Genomic DNA, 23676 nt, shown 5'->3' with positions numbered 1-23676 from the left:
CGCAAACCCAGCCCGGCGGGCCCGACCGGAAAAAACCAATCAATCCGGACCATCCCCCTCTCTGCTGCGCTAAAGTCTTGCGACAGGAAGATCAGGTCATTCTCAAAATGAACGGAGTTCAACGCGTGCTTTTTATTTCCCGCCGTCAACTATCAACCGTTGCCATCACGCTCGCCCTTGCCGGCTGCCACACCACGGTCAATGAACAACCACCCGCACCGGAGCTGGGGTCGGGCTATCGCACCGACCTCGCCACTCGTCACGCAGCCCGCCATATGGCTGCCGCTGCCAACCCACTGGCTGCCCAAGCCGGACGCGAAATGTTGCGCCAGGGCGGTTCGGCAATCGATGCGGCGATCGCCATGCAAGCGGTGCTGACGCTGGTGGAACCGCAATCGTCCGGCATCGGCGGCGGCGCATTCATCATGCTGTGGGACGGCGAAAACGTGCACGCCTATGACGGCCGGGAAACCGCCCCAGCCGGGGCGACAGAGCGGTTGTTCCTGAAGGCCGACGGTACGCCCATGGCGTTTACCGATGCGCAGATCGGCGGGCGTTCGGTGGGCACGCCGGGGGTATTGCGGGCACTGGAAATGGCGCATAAAAAGAATGGCCACCTGCCGTGGGCCCAGCTGTTCGAACCGGCGATCCGGTTGTCCGAACAGGGTTTCGCAATCTCCCCACGCCTGCACAGCTTGATTGCCGCAGACCGCTTTATCGCGCAATCGCCGGACATGGCCACTTACTTTCTGAATACCGATGGTTCGCCAAAAGCCACTGGCGCGCTGTTGAAGAACCCGGCGCTGGCGACGGTGTTCAAGCGTATCGCCAAGGAGGGGCCGGACGCGCTGTATCACGGCCCGATTGCCGATGAAATCGCACGCAAGGTGCAGGGCAATCGCAATGCCGGCAGCTTGACCCAAGCGGACCTTCAGGGCTACGCCGCCAAGGAGCGCACGCCGTTGTGTACCGACTACAAGCAGTGGAAAGTCTGCGGCATGCCGCCGCCGTCGTCGGGTGGGATCGCTGTTGCGCAAATCCTCGGCACATTGCAGGCGCTGCAAACGCGCGATCCGCGCCTGGCCATCGCGCCGATGACGCCGCTCAAGAGTCCCTCGCCGGCCGGGCTTGAACCCACGCCCGAAGCCGTGCATCTGATCGCCGAAGCCGGGCGCCTGGCGTTCGCCGACCGAGCGCTATACGTGGCTGATGCGGACTTCACGCCGGTGCCGGTTGCCGGTCTCGTTGCACCAGATTACCTGGCCCGGCGCGCCGCACTGATCGGTGAGCGCAGCATGGGCATCGCCAAGCCGGGTCAACCGGCAGGCCTTCAGGTGGCCTACGCGCCGGACCGCTCGCCACTGCGCATTTCCACCTCGCAAGTGGTGGCCGTGGATGATCAGGGCGGCGCCGTATCGATGACCACCTCGGTCGAGGCGGCGTTCGGCTCCCACGTCATGGTCCAGGGCTTTTTGCTCAATAATCAGATGACCGATTTCTCGTTCATCCCCGAAGAAAACGGCCAACCCGTCGCCAACCGCGTACAACCCGGCAAACGCCCGCGCTCGGCCATGGCGCCGACCCTGGTATTCGACCGTCAGAGCGGTGAGTTGCTGGCCACCGTGGGTTCGCCGGGCGGCTCGCAGATCATTGAATACGTGAGCAAAACACTGGTCGCGATGCTGGACTGGAAACTCGACCCGCAGGCCGCTATCAGCCTGCCGAACTTCGGCAGCCGCAATGGCGCAACCGAGTTGGAAGCCGGGCTGTTCAGCCCGGGCGTGAAGCAGGCCTTGAAGAGTAGAGGTCACGAACTGAGCGAAATCGACATGACCAGCGGCGTCCAGGCGATCGTTCGCACGCGTGATGCCCAGGGCAAGGTGTCATTGAGCGGGGGTGCGGACCCGCGGCGCGAAGGCGAAGCACTGGGCGACTGATTCAACCTGGGTGGGAGGGCGCTTGCTCCCTCACCACCCATTTAAGCCGTGTAACGGACGGTCAGCGATTCGCGATCAGATGTGAACCGAACAAGACGTAGCATCCCCCGGCAAAACGATCGAGCCATTTACGCGAACGGCTGTAAAGAGTGGCCATGCGTTCACTGGAAAACAGCAGCGCCACACTGGTGTACCAACTGAACGACAAGGTCGCCATGACGATCACCGCCAACGTCAGCAACACCGGCGAAGGCGACGGCGGCATGGTGGATGCGAAGATAGTGGCGACGAACAGCGCCGCCTTGGGGTTGGACAGGTTACCCAACAGCCCCAGACGCCAGGCGGAAAACAGCGAGCGCCGCGCCGCATCCGGCAATGGAGTCTGGCCCATGCTGGTTGCCGAGCGCTTGAACAGTTTCAGCCCCAGATAAATCAAATAGCAGCCACCGATGATCTTGAACGCCAGGTACAACATAGGCGCGGCCGTAAACAGCGACTTGATCCCCAGCCCACCCGCCAACCCCCACAGGATCGTACCGGTGGCCACGCCCGCCGAGGCCACTACACCATGTCGGCGCGAACAACTGGCGGCCAATTGGGCGGTGTTGAAGAAGTTGGGCCCGGGCGTGACCACGGCCACCGTCCACAGCAGGGCCAACGAGACCAGCGGCGCCACATAAGCGGGGTTGAACAGTTCCATCGCGGCCAGCTCCTTCAAGGCAATACGCAGCCTGGATCATAGGCCTGGCCGAACAACTGCACAATCGTACAAGACCCCGGCAGACAAGGGGCGCAGACTCGGCTAACGTGTTTCCACCTCCTTTTGTGACAGTCACCATGGGCAACCCTACCCACACGCTGGACTGGCTGCACCGCGCCCCGCACGCCAGTGGCCTGGACCGTATCGAAGCCTACTTTGCCGGCTTTGCGTTCGACCCTCATCGCCATGACACCTACGCCATCGGGCGCACGCTGTTCGGTGTGCAGAGTTTCCACTATCGCGGCGGCATGACTCACAGTTTGCCCGGCACCACCATGGTGATTCACCCCGATGAAATCCATGACGGCCGCGCGGGCAGCGATGAGGGTTTCAAGTACCGGATGATCTATGTAGAACCGGCGCTGATCCAGCAGATCCTCGGCGGCAAGCCGCTGCCCTTCATACCCGGCGGCGTGTCCACCGACCCGCGGCTGCACCGCGCCAGCGAGGTATTGCTGCAAAGCCTGGACTGCCCGATCGACCCGATGCAGGAGCAGGACGCCATGTTCGACCTGGCCCATACGCTCAGCGCTGCGTCCGGCGTCATCACAAGCCGCAAATCCTTTGATTACATCGCCGCCGAGCGCGCCCGGGAATTTATCCACAGCGCCCTGGGCCGCAGCCTCACCCTGGATGAAATCGCTGATCACGCCGGGCGCGACCGCTGGGCGCTGTCGCGGGATTTCCGCTTGCTGTTCGGCACCAGCCCCTACCGCTACCTGACCATGCGCCGGCTGGACCTGGTGCGCCAATTATTGGCCCAGGGCGAGCCCTTGGTGGATGCGGCGATGAGCGCGGGCTTCACCGACCAGAGCCACATGACCCGGCAGTTTCGCAGCACCTACGGCATGCCGCCGTCGCGCTGGGTGAAAATGCTCGGACGCTGACTCAAGACCTGAAATGCATTCAATGTGGGAGGGGGCTTGCCCCCGATAGCGGTGGGTCAGTTTCGGATGCGTTACTGACACGGCCTCATCGGGGGCAAGCCCCCTCCCACCTTTTGGATAAGGTGGCGTTGCTGGCATTTCGTCATGGTTTGTAAAGGGCCAGCAAGCCGTGTCCCTTTAAATTGCAGGACGTTTCCGAGACAATCCCCGCCGCCTTGTGCCTGTTGGAATCGATGGCTAGTCTTCGACCCGTCACTGAAATTCAGTGATCGGGTTTAGCAGCCTGAGTTCAATAGGCACACGTTGTCACCGCATTATGGCGGCTGTACGTGGGGCACCTTCGGGTGCGCTGGTTTTCCTATTGACCGGTCTGCTAACCCGCGTACAGCTGCCACCTCACGTTTAGCAGCGTTGGTGGTCGCTCCCTTGTTCAATAGGAGTTACACCATGACCAAAGCACTGCCCGATCCGCCCATGGATTGCCTCGTCGTCAATGAAGAACTCAGCTTCGAAGACGCTCAACTTTACATTTCCCATCTGATCAACAGCGCATCGGCCACGGTGTGGGACTGTTGCGATCACCTGCAACCCCACGACCGCGCAAGAATCCATGCCGCCTGGCACTTGCTGGAGATGGCCAAGACCGTGATAAACCGCACCATCGAATGCCTGCCACGAACTTGAAAACACTACAAAACCAATGTGGGAGGGGGCTTGCCCCCGATAGCGGTGTATCAGCGACAGACAGGCTGGCTGACACACCACTATTGGGAGCAAGCCCCCTCCCACAGTTCAGATAAGGTGGCGTTGCTGGCATCTGGTCATGGTTTGTAAAGGGCCAGCAAGCTGTGTCCCTTTAAATTGCAGGACGTTTCCGAGACAATCCCCGCCGCCTTGTGCCTGTTGGAATCGATGGCTAGTCTTCGGTCCGTCACTGAAATTCAGTGATCGGGTTTAGTCGCCCGGACTCTAATCAGGCGCATGGTCCTCCATGAGGTTTTATGGTGGCTGTGCGCAGGGCACCCTCGGGTGCGCCGGATTTTCCTGATTAGCCGGTCGACTAACCTGCGTACAGCCGCCACCCTTCGTTTAGTCGCGACTGGGCCGGCTTCCGACTTAATCAGGAGTTACACCATGACCAAACCACTGCCCGATCCGCCCATGGATTGCCTCGTCGTCAATGAAGAACTCAGCTTCGAAGACGCTCAACTTTACATTTCCCATCTGATCAACAGCGCATCGGCCACGGTGTGGGACTGTTGCGATCACCTGCAACCCCACGACCGCGCAAGAATCCATGCCGCCTGGCACTTGCTGGAAATGGCCAAAACGGTGATAAACCGCACCATCGAATGCCTGCCACGAACCTGAAAACACCACAAAACCAATGTGGGAGGGGGCTTGCCCCCGATGGCGGTGTATCAGCGACAGACAGGCTGGCTGACACACCGCTATCGGGGGCAACCCCCCTCCCACATGAATCACGATCATCGTCCTGACCTGAGCCTCAGCCAGCCAAGGTGTGGCGCTTGCCGAACAGCGCCACACTCGCCACGCCCACCGCCCCCATCACCCCGCAATACCCCACGCAAATCCACGGACTGGCGGGCATTAACGCAATCAGCAGCAGCGGTGTGGTACTCGCCCACAGCGCGTAGGCAATGTTGTAGGTGAAGGAAATCCCCGACACCCGCACCGGCGCCGGAAACAGCCCGACCATCACCGACGGCACCGCGCCCACCACCCCGCAGCTCAAGCCGGCCACGGCATACGCGGCGCCCAGCCAGACCCCGCCGCTGATCAGGCTGGCATACAGGATAAACACCCCCACCGGCAGCAGCAGGCTGTAGACCAGCACCGCGCGCCAGGCGCCGATGCGGTCCACCAGCAGGCCGGCCAATACGCAACCGATGTTGAGAAACACAATCCCCAGCGCGCTCAAGGCAAAGGTGTGGCTGGGGCTCATGCCGAAGGTTTTCTGCATCATGGTCGGAGTGATGACCACCAGCACCACCACCGCCGACGTCAGCACGCACGTAAGGATCATCGCCGGCAGCAACACGGCGCGATGGTCGCGCAACACGGTGCGCAGCGGCAGTTCGGCGGCAGCTTGGCGGCGGGCCTGCATTTCGAGGAATACCGGGGTTTCGTTGAGCCAGCGGCGCAGCCATACGCCGATCACGCCAAACACGCCGCCGAGCAGGAAGGGGAAACGCCAGGCATAGTCGAGAATCTCGGCCGGGGTGAAGACCTGTGCAAGCAACGTGGCCGTGAGCGCGCCGAGCAAGTAACCGAAGGTCAGGCCGGCCTGCAGGAACCCCAAGGCATACCCACGATGACTGCGCGGGGCATGCTCGGCGACGAAGGTCCAGGCGCTGGGCACTTCACCGCCCACCGCGGCGCCTTGCAACACGCGCAGCGCCAGCAGGATCAGCGGTGCGAAGTAGCCGATTTGCGCGTAGGTCGGCATGACTCCGATCAGCAGGCAGGGCAAGGCCATCATCAGGATGCTCAAGCTGAACACGCGCTTGCGCCCCAAGTGGTCGGCAAAGTGCGCCATCAGGATGCCACCCAGCGGGCGGGCGAGGTAGCCGGTGACGAAGATGCCGAAGCTTTGCAGCAGGCGCAGCCACTCGGGCATTTGCGGGGGGAAGAACAGTTGGCTGAGGGTCAGCGCAAAGAACACGAAGATAATGAAGTCGTAGATTTCCAGGGCGCCACCGAGGGCGGCCAAGCCCAGGGTTTTGTAGTCGGAGCGGGAAAAACGCTGCGCCTGTGAAGAAGCGGTGGCAGTCATGTGCATGCTCGGCAGACAAACAAAATGGCGTGCAGATTATGAGTTGAACCGGATGATGGCAATCGCGGCGGATATATTTGTTTTACTCATTGATCGATGAAGATAACTACATTCCCAAATCAATGAGCGTAGCGGAACATGCCGCAAAACTGCCCACCCCATAATAAATACAAGAGGAAAGACTCGTGGCCGATGCTATCGAAGAAAGCCGCTATGCCCGATTTGCCCTGCGTTGCTCCACCTTCGCCGAGCGCTGGTTCCCGGACTCGTGGGTGTTCGCCGCCCTCGCCGTGATCGTTGTCGCCGTGGCCACCCTGGGCATGGGCGCTGCGCCCACCGAAGCCGCCAAGGCGTTTGGCGACGGGTTCTGGAGCCTCATTCCCTTCACCATGCAGATGGCCTTTGTGGTGATCGGTGGTTATGTGGTGGCCAGTTCGCCGCCTGCGGTAAAGCTGATTGACCGCCTGGCGCGCATCCCGAAGAACGGCCGGTCGGCCGTGGCCTGGGTCGCGTTGATTTCCATGGTGGCCTCCCTGCTCAACTGGGGCCTGTCCCTGGTATTCGGCGGTTTGCTGGTGCGTGCACTGGCGCGTCGCACGGACCTGCGCATGGACTACCGTGCCGCTGGCGCCGCGGCCTATCTGGGCCTGGGCGCCGTGTGGGCGCTGGGCTTGTCCTCGTCGGCCGCGCAGTTACAGGCCAACCCGGCCAGCTTGCCGCCGTCGATCCTGGCGATCACCGGGATGATCCCGTTTACCGAAACCATCTTCCTGTGGCAATCGGGCGTGATGTTGTTGGCGCTGATCGTGGTCTCGCTGATCATCGCCTACGCCACCGCGCCGGGCCCGAACAGCGCGCGGGATGCCAAGGCCTGCGGCGTCGACCCTGCGTTCAACCTGCCCAAGCCACCGGTGCCGACCCGACCCGGCGAATGGCTGGAGCACAGCCCGCTGCTGACGATTGCGCTGGCGCTGCTGGCGGCCGGTTGGCTGTTCCACGAGTTCTCGAGCAAACCGGCAATCAGCGCCATTTCGGGGCTCAACACCTATAACTTCCTGTTCATCATGGTCGGCGCGCTGCTGCACTGGCGCCCGCGCAGCTTCCTCGATGCCGTGGCCCGCGCCGTGCCGACCACCACGGGCGTGTTGATCCAATTCCCGCTGTACGGCTCGATTGCAGCGCTGATGACCGTGGTCAAAGGCGGCGACGGTCAAACCCTGGCGCACCATATCTCGCTGTTCTTCACCTCCATCGCCTCCCACGACACCTACGCCCTGCTGATGGGCGTGTACTCGGCGGTGCTGGGCTTCTTCATCCCGTCCGGCGGCGGCAAGTGGATCATCGAAGCGCCCTACGTGATGCAAGTGGCCAATGACCTGCAATACCACCTGGGCTGGGCGGTGCAGATCTACAACGCGGCCGAGGCGCTGCCGAACCTGATCAACCCGTTCTATATGCTGCCGCTGCTCGGGGTACTGGGGCTGAAGGCGCGGGATCTGATCGGGTTTTCGTTTGTGCAATTGCTGGTGCACACGCCGTTGGTGTTGTTTTTGCTGTGGGCGTTGGGGACGACGTTGACGTATGTGCCGCCGGTGATGCCTTAGGAGCAGCCGCAAGCTGCAAGTTTTCAGCCACAAGCTTCAAGCTTCAAGCTTGCAGCTTGCAGCTTGTAGCTTGTAGCTGCCTTAATCCCGTCACATTGCATTGCTACCGTCCTGCGAAATATCTTGCAACATTCGCCCAGGACTCCCGCGCAATGAGTGACGAGCACGTAGATCGCCCTTCCATAGATTCCGTAGGCCAGGCGCCGGTTGACAGCAGTCGCCGGCGATTCCTGGGGGGCGCTGCAGTGCTGGGGGTGGGCGCAACCTTGAGTGGCTGTGGAAATGCCGGCCAGGCGCCGGAAAAACCGGCGGCGCGGCCACTTACAGCGCCGGAGTTGGACAAGGCCCTGCGCGACCAGGTGAAGACCGTCGTTGTGATCTACGCGGAGAACCGCAGCTTCAACAATCTGTTTGCCGATTTCCCCGGGCTGGAGAAACCCCTCTCGGCGCTGTCCGCCACGGATTACCTACAACGCGACCGCGATGGCAGCGTATTGCCCGCCCTCCCCCAGACCTGGGGCGGCGTGCTGCAGGTCGGCCCGCAAAGCGTGGATGGGGTGACCTACCCGAGCGCCGTGCAGTTCCAGGAAAACCTGCCCAACGCACCGTTCGCCCTCAAGGGTCCGAATGCCGAGGACTTGCCGCTGAGCCTGGTGACCCGGGACTTGTGGCACGTGTTCTATCAGAACCAGATGCAGATCAACGGCGGCAAGAATGACGGGTTCGTGGCGTGGGGCGATTCAGGTGGCCTGGTGATGGGCCATTACGCCCAGAGCCGTTACTCCCTGCGCCTGTGGGACGTCGCCCGGGAGTTCGTGCTGTGCGATAACTTCTTCCAGGGCGCGTTCGGCGGCTCGTTCCTTAACCACCAATACCTGATCAGCGCCACCGCACCGACCTATCCCAATGCTGCGCAATCAGTGGCCAAGGCGCAGATCGCCACGCTGCAAAGCGACGACCCCGGCGACCCGCGCCTCAAACCCCTGGACACCTCGCCGGCCAGTGCCATGGCCGGCCCGCCGCAGTTCGGCCCCAGCGCCCTGACCCCGGACGGTTACGCGGTCAACACGCTGGCGCCGCCCTATTGGCCGACCTGGATCCGCGACCCGCAAAACCCCGATTATTCCAAACCGGACCTGCCCAACGTGTTGGTGCCGCAAACCCATGAACACATTGGCGACAAGCTCTCGAAAAAGAACATCGACTGGGCCTGGTACGCCGGCGCATGGCAAGCCACCCTGGATCAGTTCAAGGACTCGGGCGGCATCCCCAAGATTCCGAACTTCCAGTATCACCATCAGCCGTTCAACTACTTCAAGCAGCAGGGCCCCGAGAACCGTGCGGAACGTGACAAACGCCTGCGCGACGGCGGCTTGGGTGATGAGGCGAGCACCAATAGGTTCTTCGCCGATGCCCAGGCGGGCAAGCTCCCCGCCGTGACGTTCTACAAGCCCCAGGGCAACCTGAACATGCACGCCGGCTATGCCGATGTAGCCTCGGGCGACCGCCATATCGTGCGCGCCCTCAAGGTGCTGCAGGAAAGCCCGCAGTGGAACAACATGGTGGTGGTGGTGACCGTCGATGAAAACGGCGGCTGGTGGGACCACGTGGCACCGCCCAAGGGCGACCGCTGGGGCCCGGGCACGCGGGTTCCGGCGCTGGTGGTGTCACCGTTTGCGCGCAAAGGCACGGTTGACCATACGGTGTATGACACCGCCTCGATCCTGCGCTTGATCACCCGCGTGTTTGAGCTGGAAACCCTGGACGGCCTCAAGCAAAGGGATGACGCGATGCTCGCCCGCGGCCAGAAACCCATGGGGGATTTGAGCAACGCCTTGCAATTCAGCGTTTAGCTTCACTTATCCAATCGCGACACCCGCAGCGATTTAGCACGCGGTTTTCCTGGTCAGCCGCTACTGTGTGAAGGGTGGGCTTTCACCCCGCGCAGACGGGCTTTCGCTGACAAGGAACCAACTATGTTCAAACCAACCACGCTGGCCTTGACCCTGGCCGCACTGCTGGCCAGTGCGGCCGTACAGGCCGACATCGAAGTGCCGTTGGGCAGCACGCAACGTGTCACTCAGTTATTCGCGTTTCCCAACAACTGCAACGTGATCTGCTTTCGGCCCTGGACGCTGGAGCAGACTGCCGAGCATTATTTGAACCAGAGCCTGCAACGTGACGGCTACAGTCGGGCCAAGGTCAGCGTCAAAAGCCATGACGGCCAGGTCGCAGCGACCTTCAGCGGCGTACCGGACGGTTACGGCCAGCCCCTGACGGCCCTGCTCGATACCGCCGACCTGGCTTACCTGGGCGCCAGCCAGCTCAACACCGATGGCAAGTGGGCCTACAACTGGTACCTGTTCCTGCCGCTGGGCATGGCCCTGGAAAATCGCAAAAGCATCGAGCTGCTGCACTTCCCGCCCGACTACTCGCTGACACAGGCCCAGGACTATCTGGAGTCGGCCACCACCGACCGCTGGGCAACCTTGCTCACCAGCAACGGCATCCCTGCCGGCGAAACCCCGGCCTATCAGACCATTATCGATATCGCCCCCATCGCCGCCCCGTCCAATGCCGGTAAAGACCTGGAAGCGGTCTACAGCTATTTCACCGACTACCAGACCCGCATGGTCAAGGAGTTGAGCCTGCGCCCCGACGGTACGTTGCCGATGGTGGCCTTCGGCGCGCCGGTGCGCAGTTGGATCAAGCAACAATACGGGCAGACCGTGGCGGTGCTGGGGCTGGCGCAGATCAGCCCGGAACCGGGCAAGCCGGTTTCGGTGCTCGGTGCCAACCACCCGAGTTACATCTGGTACGCCGCCAGCCCGGACACGTATGACGGCAATGAGCAAAAGGCCGATGAAGCCGGCCTGAAAGTGATGGGCCAGGACCTCAGCGCGGCCTGCTGGCAAGCCGGCATGGGCCAGAAACCGGCCAGCGATGCAAATGTGTTGCTCAAGGCATGCATGAATACCTGGCAGGTCACGCGTAAGGAGCAGACCTGCGAGTTGTTCTACACCTCGGTGCGCAACCTGACTGCGGAGCAGGCCAACGCCAAATGCGCCACGCCCACCATCAAAGCCCAGTTGAAACAGCTGCGCAGTGCCGCCCCGCCCCCCACCCTCGCACCACCTGCGCTGTGAGCGGTGGCAATGATTTCTACTGTCAGATTTGACAGTAGAAATCGGCTGCGACTTGGGTGAGTCTTGGGCAGCACCCATTTGCTGCAACAGATTGGCCGTCAGTTAAGCCCCGCAGGTCCATGCAGCCCTATGAGGAGAGTGATGAAGACTCAAGCCATGGATAAGGCTAAAGCGGCTGTGTTTGACAGCCTTTACCCGTTCAAGACGCTGCACGTCGATCAGGGTTACCCCTCGAGCGAACACTTCCAGATTGTGCAAGGCACTCACGGCACGCCCGCCGTCATAAAAGCCCGCGTCGCATTTGGGAGAGGCGTGCGCATCGCCAGGATTTGCGGGTATGCCGTCAGCGAACGACGTCGGTATACGCTGCAGCTATCGCCACGCATTCACTTGTACGACGCCTGGTTCTGCGGCCTGTTGCAGCACTCGTGCACCCCAAACGTGTTCCTGGACACCACTTACCTGGAACTGTGGACCGCACAGTCTATCCCCGTCGGTACAGCGCTGACGGTTGATTACGCCACGACCGAAGACGCGCTGTTCCGACAGTTCGCCTGCCATTGCGGCGAGCCGAACTGCCGGGGCTGGATCACCGGCCACAAGGAGCCGTTGAACGCCAGAGGCCAGGCCTTCATGGCCTGGTGGCGCGAGCATAAACGGTCTTAGGCTTCGCCCAGCGGTCGCAGACGGTACTGCGGCGGCAGTTGCTCGAAGCCACTGATGGTGGTGTTCAAGCTCTTCCAGCGGCCATCCTTGATGCCGTAGATGCAGCCATGAATCGACAGGCTCTGCCCGCGGTGCCAGGCGTTTTGCACAATGCTGGTATGACCGACGTTCGCCACCTGCTGAATCACGTTCAGCTCGCACATGCGGTCTACGCGCTCTTCTTCAGTGGGCAACTGGGCCAGCACGTCGCGATTTTCGTAGTAGAGATCACGAATGGTGCGCAGCCAGCCGTCGATCAGGCCGAACTGGCGGTCCTGCATCGAGGCGCGCACGCCGCCACAACCGTAATGGCCGGTGACGAGGATGTGTTTGACCTTGAGCACATCGACGGCGTACTGGATCACCGACAGGCAGTTGAGGTCAGTGTGCAGCACCACGTTGGCCACATTGCGGTGCACGAACAGGTCACCGGGCAACATGCCGACGATCTCGTTGGCCGGTACACGTGCATCGGAGCAGCCGATCCACAGGTATTCCGGGGTTTGCTGGCGGGCGAGCTTGGCGAAGAATTCGGGATCTTCCTGTTTGATCGCATCCGCCCAGCGTTCGTTGTTATCTAGCAGGTCTTGTAGTTCGTTCATCAGGAAAGCCTCAGGAATGATGCGCTGTTTTGTGACTGACAAGCCCTCGTCCGGGTCACGCGTGGCGCAAATTAGCTTGAATCTTTGGGGCACATAGCCTGTCCACTCACTATAAGCCCCACAGTATGAGGATTGGCCATGACTGAATCACGACGTCCCTACGGCGCTACGCAGCCCGAACCGATTGATGATAATGAAGACCGCATGGGTTCGATGCACGAGCTGGATTTTGATGAAGAAGACCAGACGGCCCAAATCGGCGATGAGATCCCCCCTGGCGAGCGCGAGCACCTGATGCCTGACGAACGGGTGCGCGAAGCGGGCATGACCGGTGCTTCAACGGATGATCACGAGTCGACCGATGACGATATGAGCCCGGAAACCCTGATCCATGAGGATGGCGCACGGGATGCGCGGGAAGAAGGTGAAGACGGCGCGGCGGACTACGATCTGAGCGTTGTTGGTGAAGAAGAGATAGGCGGCGGAAATGGCCTGGACGAGGCCGAACTGGCCGACCTGGACCCGCTCAACGGCAAGCGCTGACACAATTCAGTTCAACAGGTGGGAGGGGGCCTGCTCCCGATAGCGGTGGGTCAGTCAACTCATGTATTGGCTGAACCACCGCCATCGGGGGCAAGCCCTAATGCCAGTCAGTTAAGCGAACGAAATGCTTAAGGCTGCGAAGATCAAATGTGGGAGGGGGCTTGCCCCCGATGACGTCGGCACAGCAAACACTGATGTTGGTTGACCCACCGCTATCGGGGGCAAGCCCCCTCCCACAGGAGATCGGCGCTAACTGACTGGCATTAGGGCAAGCCCCCTCCCACATGGATTTCGGTGTTCAGTCGATCAGGGTGCAGACCATGACCACCGCGTCTTCGCGGCCACCCACGGCAGGGTAGTAATCCCGGCGACGGCCAATCTCGTTGAAGCCATAGCGCTCATACAGGCGAAACGCCCCGGTATTGCTGTCCCGCACCTCCAGGAAGCATTCGCGCGCGTTGGCCGCGTAGGCGCGGGACATCAAATGTTCCAGCAACGCCAACCCCAAACCCCGGCCCTGATTCTCCGGCTTGACGGTGATATTCAACAGATGCGCCTCATCGAGGATGATCTGTACCACGCCATGCCCCACTTGCTGCTCGCCTTCGAACATCAGCCAGATCTGGTACTTGCCCAGGCCGTCGAGAAAGATGCCACGGGTCCATGGGTGGCTGAACGCCGCGTATTCGATCTTCAGCACGGCGTCGAGGTCGGCCTCGGTCATCGGGCGAAAGGATAAAGCCTCACTCATCGGTTGTTTTCCAGCGCGCCATCAGCCGGCGCATGGCTTGCCAGACATCAGCCTTACGCTGTGGCTCTTCCATTAATAATTCCAGGCCCGGCAGGGCCCATACCGAACCCAGGCCCTCGACCTGCAGTTCGCGGTACCAGGCTTCGGCATTGGCTTCACCGGCAAAACGCACGGCGGGCAGGCCGATCAGCCACAGGCATACGCAAGGTTCATCTTCCAGGCGTGCCGAGACAAAACTCTGTACAAAATCCCGCGCAGCTTCCGGGCCCTGGTCCATGGTGCCGCGCACCAACAGCGGCCAGCGCACCGGGTCACCGACGATTTGCGGGCTGTCGGGCAGGCCGGCGGCGCGCAGCATATCCTTGAGCAGCAGGTAGGCGGGGTCGCGCGACTGGAAACGTTCGCCGGTGGGCAACTCCACCAGCAGCAGGCAACGACCCGCGCGCAGCAGTTGCAGGGCAAAGCGTGGCGGCGGCACCACCGGGGCCTTGATCACCGGGGCAGTCTCCTCGGCAACCACCGCCTTGACCACAGGTGACGGGCGCGGCACCTCGATTTTCGTGCGCTCCACCGTCGGCCGCATTTCAGGCACAGGCTTGACCACCGCAACCGGCGCGGCGGCTTCCTCGCCTGAAGGCTCGAATGCCTCATAGGGCTCAGGCACCTGCAACAGCTCGGGCCGCGACGGCGCGGCAAACGGCAGTTCGGTGCGGGGCAGCCAGTTGACCACCTGCATGGCGCTCAAGTAAGCGCGACGTCGGGACTCGATAAGCACAGCTCGGCCACTTGTGGATAACTAAAGAGCGGCGATTCTACCGCTGTTCGGCAACAATCGCCCACTGCACACTGACCGGCTGTGGATAAATCCCGCGTCCGATGCAGTACAATCGCGACTTTTAATCGCCAACCAGCCGGCCATTCCCATGATCGAACCCAAGCGCGTCCTGCGCGCCCTCGCCGAACACTGGGCCTTACTTGAGCCACTGTGCGAACACTTCGACCAAGGCACCCTGAGCCTGGGCGAACTGCGCGCGCAACTGGCCGCCCAACAACTGGACAGCACGCCCCAGGACATCACCAGCTTGCTGGACGTGTGGATTCGCCTGGATATCCTGGTGCCTGTCGCCAAGAGCCCGAACCGTTTCGAGCTCAACGCGCAGATTCACGACTTCCTGGCGTATCTGCGCAAGGAGCACCGGCTTGGCCTGTGCCTGGAAATCGAAGCCTACCTGCGCCACCTCGAGCGTCTGGCCGGTTATATCCAGGACGCCTTCGACATCCGTGATGGCCACGACCTGGCCCGCCAACTGCGTCTGCTGGATATGCGCGTGCGCGATGTGCTGAAAAAACTGGCCAACGACGAACAGGCCCTCGCGGCCGTGGCCGACCGCGCCAAGACCAGCGACCGCCAGATCCCGTTGCGCCAGCGTTATGCCGAGGTGTTGGCAACCTGGGACGAATACGTCGAGCCGATGATCCAGTTGGTAAACGCCGACGGCGCGTTCGAGCAAGGCGTGCGCAAGGTCGAGAATGTGCTGCTGCGCATGCTCACCGAGCAGCAGCGTCTGGGCCAGTTGGTGGACGACGACATGCTGCTGCGCACGCACGCGCGCATCCTCGAGATGCAGACCAGCGCCCAGTTGACCTTGCGCCATGCGCGCGAGTTGTTGTTGCCGTTACGCGAAGAAGCCCGCCGACACAATGCCGTGACCCGCGGCGCGGCGCTGGCCCTGTCAGCGATCCGCCGCAAAGGCCTGGACGCGGTGCCACAGGCCGCCATGCCCCTGTTCACCCGCCCGCAAAGCACCTTCCTGGGTAGCGCGAGCCAGGTGGAAGCCTACGTGTATGCCCTGGCCAATTTCGAACCAAAACCGGCACGCTTCCCCAAGGCGCACAAAATCCACAAGGGCGAAGCCCAGCGCGCGCCGCGTACGGTCAAGGAAATGCTCGAGCGCTGCGAAGACGCACTGCCGATGCCAGACCTGATGACCTGGCTGCTGGAGCAGGAACCGGACGGTGCCACCGACGAGTTGCTGTACTGGTTCTCGCGGCTCTCGCGGGAAAAACGTTTCAAGCGCGAACGCCTGGAGCGCCGCGACTATCACACACACGAGCACCAGGTCAGCCTGCGCTCCTTCGCCCTGCTCCCGGCCGGCGTTGACGCCACCGAGAATTCTGCGAGCACGCCTTATGCATCTTGATCTATCCGAACTGTCCCAGCTGGCGCCGATCTTTCGCGAGCTGTTCAAGGGTTACCACGTCAGCCGTCGCGACCCGGAGCTGTACGCGCAACTGTCGAACTTCCAGGACCAGTACCGCACGCTGTTCAAGGCCCTGGGTTTTGAGCTGGTCTGCGATACCCGTGGTTTCTATTACTTCGTACCGGATTCGGCCATCGCCAGCGCGCAGGTGAACAAGACCGCGCAGCGTCTGGCCCTGTTCACCTTCATCCTGGTCGAGCATCTGGCCGACCAGGGCCGCGACCCGGTTGCCGTGCTCGATGGCGGCAGCCTGGGCCGCGATGAGCTGCCGTCGTTGCTGGAAAAGTACCGCGACCTGTTTATCCAGGCCGAGGTGCAGACCCAGGAAGAACTTGAAGAAAAAATCATGCGCCGCATGACCCAGCTGGGCTTTGCCGGCGAAGACAATGGCATCTATCGCTTCCTGCCGCCGATGCATCGATTCCTCGACGTGTGCCTGTCGGTCCAGCAGGACCGCGACCTCGCCGCCAGCGTCCACAGCGTGTTGCCGTTGCCGGCACCGGTGATCATCGACGAAGACAGCGATGAAAAACTGCTGAAGACCGATGACCCGCTGGACTTGAGCGACTTCGCCGAGGAAAGCGAAGAAGACGCCCTCGCCCGCGCCATTGCCGAAGAACAGGAGACCGACGCATGAGTAAGGAACGCTACGGCATACGCCGTTTCGCCCTGTTGAACACCGCCGGCTACAGCCTGGGTTTGTTCCCGCTGGAAGAACCGCTGTCGGTGTATGGCGCGAACAACCTGGGTAAATCCGCGTCGATCAACGCCTTGCAGTTCCCGATCCTGGCGCGCATGTCGGACATGAGCTTCGGCAAGTACACCCTGGAGCAATCGCGGCGCTTCTACTTTGCCACGGACACCAGCTACATCCTGGTAGAGGTCTCGCTGCCCCACGGCCCGCACGTGATTGGCGTAGTCGGGCGCGGCCCGGGCGGTGGTTTCGGTCACCAGTTCTTTGCCTACGCCGGCAAGCTGGACCTGGCCCACTACCAGAAAAACGACACCTGCCTGCGCCAGAAGGAGCTGTTCACCAACCTTGAGCGCGAAGGCCTGAAAGCCTATGAACTCAAACCTGATGAACTGCGTCGCTTGCTGGTAGGCGGCCATACGTCGATTCCGCTGGACCTGACGCTGATCCCTCTGCGTTCCACCAGCGAGCAGAGCCTGAAGACGTTCCGCGCGCTGTTTATCAACCTGCTGCACATGCGCGAAATCACCGCGGCCAAGCTCAAGCAATTGTTCCTCGATGCGTTCGAACACAGCTTGCGTTCCGGCAGCGTCGATTACATCGCCGCGTGCGAAGAAGCCTTCCGCGATGTGCGGCGCATGGAGCAGGACTACCACTCGCTGGTGGCCGCCGGGCCGTTGGTCGAAGCGCTCGCCAATGGTGTGAAACAGCGCGACATCCTGCGCGGCAAATTGCATCGCCTGTCGCCGTTGCTGGATTCGCTGTTGGGCACCTGGTCGGACTACGCCAGTGCCCGCAAGGAAGAGCTGACCCTCCAGGCCGAACACTATCGCAGCGAGCAGGATGCGCTGCAGAACGACCAGCGCGGCGGCACCCAGGAGCTGATGCGCCTGGAGCGCGAGATCAGCGGCATCCAGCGTTGGTTGGGCGAACTGTCGGTGCTCAAGCATCGCTTCGCGTTGGTCGATGATGTGAGGGTGCTGGAGCAGCAACTGCTCGCGGCCAAGGATGCTCACGACGAATTGGCGGGTGCGCTGGCGCAGTCCCGGCAATTCAGCGCCGAGGATTTGGACGAGCGTCTGCGCGACCTGGAAAAACGCTTGAAGTCGGTCAAGCAGCAGCTGGACCACGCGGACAACAACAGCTACGCCAAGCTGCGCGAAGAATTTTCGCAGCAGGATGTCGAGCGCCTGATGCGCCTGTTCAACAGTTCGTTGTTCAGCCTGCCGCTGGGCGAGCACGGCATCACGCTGGACGAGGACGGCCAGTGGGTCAAATCCCTGGAGCAGATCCTGGATGGCTTCAAGGGCGAGCGTTTCGAAGTGCCGGGGCTGTCCATCGACATCTCGCACATTGAGCCACCGGCGTTACAGGCGCTGGCCGATCGCGCGGCATTGCGCGATCAGAAAGAGCGCCTGGAAAAAGAGCTCAAGCAACTCAAGACTCAGCAGGCCGTAGCCTCCGACCGCGCCGCGAGCAAGACCCAGACCGAAGCGCTGTACCAGCAGGTACTCGACGCACAGAAGGCGCTGGAAGATTTCCGCCGCGCACAAACCCTGAGCGCGGAAGAAGGCGAGAAGCTGGAAAACCTGGCGCAGATGGAAGCGGCCCAGGACGAATTGAAGCGCTCCAGTGATGCGTTCACCGAGCGCGTCCAGCAGCTGTCGGCCAAGCTGCAACTGGTCGGCCGTCAGATCGGCGATATGGAAGCCAAGCAACGTACGCTGGACGATGCCTTGCGCCGTCGCCAGCTGTTGCCGGCGGACCTGCCCTTCGGCACGCCGTTCATGGATCCGGTCGACGACTCCATGGACAACCTGCTGCCGCTGCTCAACGACTATCAGGACAGCTGGCAAGGTTTGCTGCGCGCCGATGGCCAGATCGAAGCGCTGTATGCGCAGGTGCGCCTCAAGGGTGTGGCCAAGTTCGACAGCGAGGATGACATGGAGCGTCGCCTGCAACTGCTGATCAACGCCTATGCCCACCGTACCGACGAGGCCTTGACCCTGGGCAAGGCACGCCGCGCGGCGGTCACGGATATCGCACGGACCTTGCGCAATATCCGCAGCGACTACGACAGCCTGGAACATCAACTGGCATTGTTCAACCGCGAGATCAACAAGCGCCAGGTCTCCAACCTGCAGAGCTTTCGCATCGTGCTGGCGCCGAACAAGGAAGCCCTCAAGCATATCGACCAGATCATCCACAGCGCCGGTCAGTATGAAGAAGGCGAGACGTTGTCGGTGTTCGACCTCAGCCAGAGTGCCGAGCAGGACAACAAGAACGAAGAGGCCAAGGAATACCTGGCCCGCCTAGTCGCGGCCAACCATAACCAGCTGGGCCTCAAGGACCTGTTCGAACTGGCGTTCGAGATCACCAAGGTAAACGGCCAGCCGGTGATTCATACCGATATCGATGGCGCCGCGTCCAACGGCACCACCATGACCATCAAGGCGCTGACCAACATGTACTTGTTGCTGCACTTGATGGACCGCGACCAGGCCGGGCGTGTGCGCTTGCCGTACTACCTCGATGAGGCAGCGGATATCGATGAGAAGAACCAGGCCGCGTTGCTGGAAACCAGCCTGCAGTTGGGCTTCGTGCCGATCCTGGCCAGTGTGAAGCCGCAGGTGTCCGCCCAGGTGGCGATCGACCTGGAAGGCGGCAGCGGGCCCAACGGGATCTACATTGATGAGGCGGACTGGAAATACATTCGTCGTCACGATGGGGTGAAGGCAACTCTGAACGTACAGGCCGATGAGCCGGAGTTGGATGAAGTCTGACGTGTAGCGCTGAAAAGGCGAAAAGGCCGCGATCTTTTTGGATCGCGGCCTTTTTTTGGGCTGGAGTTTTGTATTGAGTTTGAGGGCCTTATCGGGGGCAAGCCCCCTCCCACACTTTGAATGTATTCACAAATCCGAATGTGGGAGGGGGCTTGCCCCCGATGGCCGCGCCTCGATCTACTTGCCCAGTGGAATCTTTGGCGCCCAGGTCAGCCACTCATCCTCGAATTTGTCGAACAGCGCAAAGGTCTGCTGCGGCCGCGCCGGGTTGCCCATGCGATCGCCATCAGGCGTGGCAAAGGCAATACCGCCGGCCACCAGCGTCTCCAGGGACTCGGTACGCACCGTCGCGCCCTTGAACAAGCCGAAGTCGAGCCCGAAGCCACTGGTGTTCCAGAAGCGGCTGCCACTGCGGACCAAGGGCGCATATTTGGGTTCGATCAGGATATGCACCAGTACACGGTCGGCGGTCTGTCCCAGCTCGTAGCCGGTGACTTTGCCCACGGTGACTTCACGGTAGGTGACGGGTACGCCTTCCTTGAGCGAACCACGGCGCGCGGCGCTGAGCGTCAGGCTCAGGCCCGCCTCCCGATGTGCGGCTTCAGGCGGTTGGGCAAGGGCAACAAAGCTTTTCTGCGGCCCGGCGTTTTTCGCGGCCGGTTGCACTTCTATGTATTGCCCGGTGACCAGGGTCTGCAGATTCGCGGTCTTCATCAGGCCCAATTCAGGCTTGACCACCCAGAACTGACTGCCAACCCGTGCAATGCGGTCGGCCACTTGAGTGATACGCGCGCTGAGCAGCACTGATTGCATGTCGGCACTCAGGTCCACACTTTCGATCTTGCCCACGTCCAGGCCTTTGAAGCGCACCGGCGTGCCAGGGCTCAAGCCATCGGCGCGGTCAACCTTGATGGTGACCAGCGTGCCGTGCCGATTGGCAGCGTCCCGATCGGCAAACAGGCGGAAACGCGGGATGTGCCTTTTCAGCGGCACATTCGGTTCCGGCGTTTCAAAGGCAATACCGCCGGCCATCAGGCTGGCCAGGGATTCACTTTTCACCTGGATACCGCCGGTAAGCCCGCCGGTCAGGGTGACACCGCTGGCATTCCAGAAACGGGTCGAACCGTTGACCAGGCTTTCATACTCTTTCTCGATGTGAACACCGATCACCAATTGCTTTTTCTTGCGTGAGAACTGGTAGCTCTGTACCGAACCGACCTTGACCTGTTTGTACAGAATCGGGCTGCCGACATCCAGCGAGCCCAGGTTGTCGGTGAGCAACACCATGTGCAGGCCCGGGGAGCGCAGATCCAACGGTGGCGCCTTGGCGCGAGCCACGTATTCACGTTGTGGCGCGGTGCCCTTGTCACCGGGGCGGATGGCGATGTAGTTACCTTTGACCAAAGCCTCCAGGCCGGTAATGCCGGCCAGGGAGATGGACGGTTTGACTACCCAGAATTGCGTGTCCTGCACCAGATAATCTTCGGCCAGGGGGTCGAGGGTCAATTCAGCGCTGGCACTGGACAGGTCCGGGTCGATCTTCAGGGTCTTCAGGCTGCCGACCTCGATACCCTTGTACATCACTGGTGTACGTCCAGCTTGCAGGCCTTCGAAGTCGGTAAGCTTGACCTTGACCTTGATACCGGCGGCGGCGGCGTCGAAATCCTCGTACAGGCGGAACGGCAGGCTCGGGTCGGTTGGCGGGCTGTCCTTGCGATTTTCCGGCGTGGCGAAAGCGATACCGCCGGCGACGATGCTGGAAAGAGATTCGCTGCGCACCTTCACACCCGACAGATTGGCGTCGATGCTGATGCCGCTGGCGTTCCAGAAACGCGTGTGTTTGCGCACCAGGTTGGCATAGGTCGGTTCGATATAGACTTTGATCTCGACGGTACTGTGGTCCTCGGACAACAAGTAGCTTTTGACCTGTCCCACCTGAATCTGCTTGTAGAACACCGGGCTGCCCCGGTTCAGCGAACCCAGGCGATCTGCCTTGAGGGTCAGGTGCAGACCAGGCTTGGCATCGGATAACGGCGGCTCTTCGGAGAGCGCCTTGAACTTGCGGGTGGGCTCACCATCCCCCGGGCTTGCGGCGATGTAATTACCCGACACAAGGGTTTCCAAGCCGGTGATACCGGCGAGGCTGACGCTGGGCTTGACCAGCCAGAAACGGGTATTGGTCCTGAGGTATTGCTCGACGTCCTTGTTCATCTCGATGGTGGCAATCACCCCCCGATTGTTGCCCTCGTCATCCAGCGCCAAGGCTTTGACCTTACCCACCGTCATGCCTTTGTAGACCACTTCGGTCTTGTTGACCTGAATGCCTTCGCCGCTTTCAAAGCGGACCTGGATCTCGAGACCTTGCTGGGAGTAGGCACGCCAACCCAGCCAGCCACCGATGATCAGGGCAATCAGCGGCAGCACCCAGATGGCCGACCAGTTGGATGCAGGGCGGGTTTTAGCTTTAGGCAAATCACTCATGGTCGTCATCCGACTCCGTGTTATCCCAAATCAGTCGGGGATCGAAGGTTACTGCGGCAAGCATCGTCAAGATCACCACACTGGCGAACGCTGCAGCGCCGAGATTGGCCTCGACACTGGCAAGTCGCCCAAAGTTTACGACCGCCACCAGGATGGCGATCACGAAGATATCCAGCATGGACCAGCGACCGATGAACTCGATAAAGCGGTACATGATAATGCGTTGTTGCGCGGACAGTGGTTGACGGCGCTGCACCGAAAACAGCAACAGGCCGATACCCACCAGCTTGAACGTTGGCACCAGGATACTGGCGATGAACACCACGGCGGCAATGGGGAACATGCCGTGCTGCACCAGCTGGATCACCCCTGACATGATGGTGCTGGGGTCACCTTGGCCGAGGGAGTTGACGGTCATGATGGGCAGCAGGTTGGCGGGGATATACAGGATTGCCGCAGTGACCAGCAGTGCCCAGGTGCGTATGAGGCTATTGGGGCGACGTGCGTGGATCAGCGCACCGCAACGGCTGCAGAGTTGCTCATCGGCGTCCGCTTCCTGCTTGTTCAACTCATGGCATTCCGTACAAACCAGAATGCCTGCATCAATCGCCCGCATGGTCATCCTCTCCTGACAACGCCTGCCAGATCTGATGGGGTGACATCACCACCTCGAGCAGGATCTGAACCATTAAAAGACTGACAAAGCACACCAGACCCAGGCCGAGCGTAATGGAGGCCATGTCCGCCAGCTTCACAAGCGCCACCAGGACGCCCATCAAGTAGACCTCCAACATCCCCCAGTCTTTCATATGGTGGTAGATGCGGTAGAACAGCAGTCCATGACTGCGACCGATGTTCCAGCGGATGCTGAGCAGCACGGCCAATTGGCAAAGCAATTTGAGCAAGGGAATACCCATGCTGCAAAGGAAAACCACGACGGCTACCCCTTGCATGCCGGTGTTGAACAGGCCGACTACGCCGGTCCACACGGTGTCCTCTGAGGACTGCCCGAGTAGATTGAGCTGCATGATGGGTAAAAAGTTCGCGGGGATGTACAGCAACAGTGCTGCCAGGACCAAGGCGAGGCTTCGCTCGACGACATTGTGACGGTGAGCGTATAGCTCGTAGCCGCACCGTGGGCATTGAGCTTTTTCACCGAGGGCGAGTACGGGTTTGCGCATCAGCAGATCGCACTCATGGCAGGCCACCAGGTCGTCCAGCGGTAAGTCCGACACCTCAAGGGCATCAACCGGATCGGGCATAAATAGGGCTCTGGCTCTAAAAAAGGTTAGGTGCCTATTCTAGTGCTCTGGTTCAGAAATAACTGTGCAAATTTGTCCGAGGTTTTGGAGCGAGGATAAGGGCGTGCAGGGCGTTGGTACGCGTCGAGAAAAGTTCGCTGCGCCAGAGAGCAGCGCTTTTCGAGCGCCCAAAACAAAACCCCAACTGCTTTCGCAATTGGGGTTTCGGAATTTAATCTTGACGATGACCTACTCTCACATGGGGAAACCCCACACTACCATCGGCGATGCATCGTTTCACTGCTGAGTTCGGGATGGGATCAGGTGGTTCCAATGCTCTATGGTCGTCAAGAAATTCGGGTACTGAGTCGTGGCCTGATGGCCTCGCTTCAGCAAATTGGGTATGTGACAGCTGTCGGTGTTTTGTGAGCGTCGAACTTTCGGTTCATCTCGTCTTCACACACCGCAATCTGATGCTCGTTAGAGT

The 23676-nt window shown here is 61.2% G+C and carries 20 protein-coding genes and 1 rRNA gene; 12 read left to right on the top strand and 9 right to left on the bottom strand.

Translation table 11 applies throughout. The features are described 5' to 3' along the window. Positions 1-107: 107 nt before the first annotated feature. Complete coding sequence (gene ggt / locus CIB54_RS00105) at positions 108-1937, top strand: gamma-glutamyltransferase (RefSeq protein ID WP_101218161.1); 1830 nt, start codon at positions 108-110, stop codon at positions 1935-1937. 61 nt (positions 1938-1998) lie between these two features. Here the strand turns inward: ggt and CIB54_RS00100 are convergent, their stop codons facing one another. Next, positions 1999-2637, bottom strand: coding sequence for a LysE family translocator (locus tag CIB54_RS00100; protein WP_065888066.1), 639 nt, complete (start codon positions 2635-2637; stop codon positions 1999-2001). Between the two features lie 137 nt (positions 2638-2774). Between CIB54_RS00100 and CIB54_RS00095 the strand changes: the two genes are divergently transcribed. The 3 genes from CIB54_RS00095 to CIB54_RS00085 all read left to right on the top strand — a co-directional run bounded on the left by CIB54_RS00095 (position 2775) and on the right by CIB54_RS00085 (position 4955). Continuing rightward, positions 2775-3584, top strand: coding sequence for an AraC family transcriptional regulator (locus CIB54_RS00095; RefSeq protein WP_065951367.1), 810 nt, complete (start codon positions 2775-2777; stop codon positions 3582-3584). Positions 3585-4031: 447 nt separating this feature from the next. Continuing rightward, entirely contained in the window at positions 4032-4268 is a 237-nt protein-coding gene (locus CIB54_RS00090; protein WP_065951366.1) for a hypothetical protein, read from the top strand. A gap of 450 nt (positions 4269-4718) precedes the next feature. Next, positions 4719-4955: a hypothetical protein gene (locus tag CIB54_RS00085; RefSeq protein WP_101218160.1), complete on the top strand. Its 237-nt coding sequence runs from the start codon at positions 4719-4721 to the stop codon at positions 4953-4955. A gap of 136 nt (positions 4956-5091) precedes the next feature. Here CIB54_RS00085 and CIB54_RS00080 read toward each other — a convergent pair whose 3' ends face one another. Continuing rightward, the gene (locus tag CIB54_RS00080) at positions 5092-6381 is read right to left on the bottom strand and encodes an MFS transporter (protein ID WP_065951365.1); all 1290 of its coding nucleotides are present in this window, start codon (positions 6379-6381) and stop codon (positions 5092-5094) included. Between the two features lie 185 nt (positions 6382-6566). Here CIB54_RS00080 and CIB54_RS00075 point away from each other — a divergent pair, with 185 nt between their 5' ends. The 4 genes from CIB54_RS00075 to CIB54_RS00060 all read left to right on the top strand — a co-directional run bounded on the left by CIB54_RS00075 (position 6567) and on the right by CIB54_RS00060 (position 11797). Further along, positions 6567-7985, top strand: coding sequence for a short-chain fatty acid transporter (locus tag CIB54_RS00075; protein ID WP_065951364.1), 1419 nt, complete (start codon positions 6567-6569; stop codon positions 7983-7985). Positions 7986-8137: 152 nt separating this feature from the next. Beyond that, the gene (gene acpA, locus CIB54_RS00070; protein WP_101218159.1) at positions 8138-9838 is read left to right on the top strand and encodes an acid phosphatase; all 1701 of its coding nucleotides are present in this window, start codon (positions 8138-8140) and stop codon (positions 9836-9838) included. A 123-nt stretch (positions 9839-9961) separates the two neighbouring features. Continuing rightward, positions 9962-11131 (top strand): hypothetical protein, encoded by a 1170-nt coding sequence (locus tag CIB54_RS00065; protein WP_101218158.1) that lies wholly within the window; start codon positions 9962-9964, stop codon positions 11129-11131. Positions 11132-11272: 141 nt separating this feature from the next. Further along, positions 11273-11797 (top strand): SET domain-containing protein-lysine N-methyltransferase, encoded by a 525-nt coding sequence (locus CIB54_RS00060; RefSeq protein ID WP_065951361.1) that lies wholly within the window; start codon positions 11273-11275, stop codon positions 11795-11797. Here CIB54_RS00060 and can read toward each other — a convergent pair. Continuing rightward, positions 11794-12438, bottom strand: coding sequence for a carbonate dehydratase (can, locus tag CIB54_RS00055; protein WP_003188288.1), 645 nt, complete (start codon positions 12436-12438; stop codon positions 11794-11796). The two genes, CIB54_RS00060 and can, sit on opposite strands and share 4 nt — an antisense overlap. A 138-nt stretch (positions 12439-12576) precedes the next feature. Between can and CIB54_RS00050 the strand changes: the two genes are divergently transcribed. Continuing rightward, positions 12577-12981: a serine kinase/phosphatase gene (locus tag CIB54_RS00050; RefSeq protein ID WP_101218157.1), complete on the top strand. Its 405-nt coding sequence runs from the start codon at positions 12577-12579 to the stop codon at positions 12979-12981. A gap of 298 nt (positions 12982-13279) precedes the next feature. Here the strand turns inward: CIB54_RS00050 and rimI are convergent, their stop codons facing one another. Both rimI and CIB54_RS00040 read right to left on the bottom strand, forming a co-directional pair. Further along, positions 13280-13732 carry a ribosomal protein S18-alanine N-acetyltransferase gene (rimI, locus tag CIB54_RS00045; protein WP_101218156.1) on the bottom strand — a complete coding sequence of 151 codons (453 nt, stop codon included), beginning with the start codon at positions 13730-13732 and terminating at the stop codon, positions 13280-13282. After that, positions 13725-14468 carry an energy transducer TonB gene (locus CIB54_RS00040; RefSeq protein ID WP_065951359.1) on the bottom strand — a complete coding sequence of 248 codons (744 nt, stop codon included), beginning with the start codon at positions 14466-14468 and terminating at the stop codon, positions 13725-13727. The genes rimI and CIB54_RS00040 overlap by 8 nt, the downstream gene beginning before the upstream one ends. Positions 14469-14655: 187 nt before the next feature. Between CIB54_RS00040 and mksB the strand changes: the two genes are divergently transcribed. From mksB to mksF, 3 genes are read left to right on the top strand one after another with little or no spacing between them, the layout of a single operon-like run. Continuing rightward, positions 14656-15933: an Mks condensin complex protein MksB gene (gene mksB / locus CIB54_RS00035; protein WP_101218155.1), complete on the top strand. Its 1278-nt coding sequence runs from the start codon at positions 14656-14658 to the stop codon at positions 15931-15933. Next, complete coding sequence (mksE, locus tag CIB54_RS00030; protein WP_065951357.1) at positions 15923-16630, top strand: Mks condensin complex protein MksE; 708 nt, start codon at positions 15923-15925, stop codon at positions 16628-16630. Before mksB ends, mksE begins: the two co-directional genes overlap by 11 nt. After that, positions 16627-19467 carry an Mks condensin complex protein MksF gene (gene mksF / locus CIB54_RS00025; RefSeq protein ID WP_065951356.1) on the top strand — a complete coding sequence of 947 codons (2841 nt, stop codon included), beginning with the start codon at positions 16627-16629 and terminating at the stop codon, positions 19465-19467. The genes mksE and mksF overlap by 4 nt, the downstream gene beginning before the upstream one ends. A 177-nt stretch (positions 19468-19644) precedes the next feature. On the opposite strand, the gene CIB54_RS00020 is transcribed toward mksF, so the two are convergent. From CIB54_RS00020 to rrf, 4 genes are all read right to left on the bottom strand, one after another. Beyond that, positions 19645-21948 carry a PqiB family protein gene (locus CIB54_RS00020; RefSeq protein WP_101218154.1) on the bottom strand — a complete coding sequence of 768 codons (2304 nt, stop codon included), beginning with the start codon at positions 21946-21948 and terminating at the stop codon, positions 19645-19647. Next, a complete protein-coding gene (locus tag CIB54_RS00015; RefSeq protein WP_065951354.1) occupies positions 21941-22564 on the bottom strand; it encodes a paraquat-inducible protein A in 624 nt (207 codons plus the stop codon). The genes CIB54_RS00020 and CIB54_RS00015 overlap by 8 nt, the downstream gene beginning before the upstream one ends. Further along, positions 22551-23210 carry a paraquat-inducible protein A gene (locus CIB54_RS00010; protein ID WP_065951353.1) on the bottom strand — a complete coding sequence of 220 codons (660 nt, stop codon included), beginning with the start codon at positions 23208-23210 and terminating at the stop codon, positions 22551-22553. The genes CIB54_RS00015 and CIB54_RS00010 overlap by 14 nt, the downstream gene beginning before the upstream one ends. A gap of 215 nt (positions 23211-23425) precedes the next feature. Further along, positions 23426-23541, bottom strand: a 5S ribosomal RNA gene (gene rrf, locus CIB54_RS00005). Positions 23542-23676 lie beyond the last annotated feature (135 nt).

The sequence above is a fragment of the Pseudomonas fluorescens genome (assembly GCF_002837185.1).
GTDB lineage: Bacteria > Pseudomonadota > Gammaproteobacteria > Pseudomonadales > Pseudomonadaceae > Aquipseudomonas > Aquipseudomonas fluorescens_AM.
The sequence above is the reverse complement of the archived record's forward strand: the minus strand, read 5'-3'. Positions and strand labels throughout refer to the sequence as shown.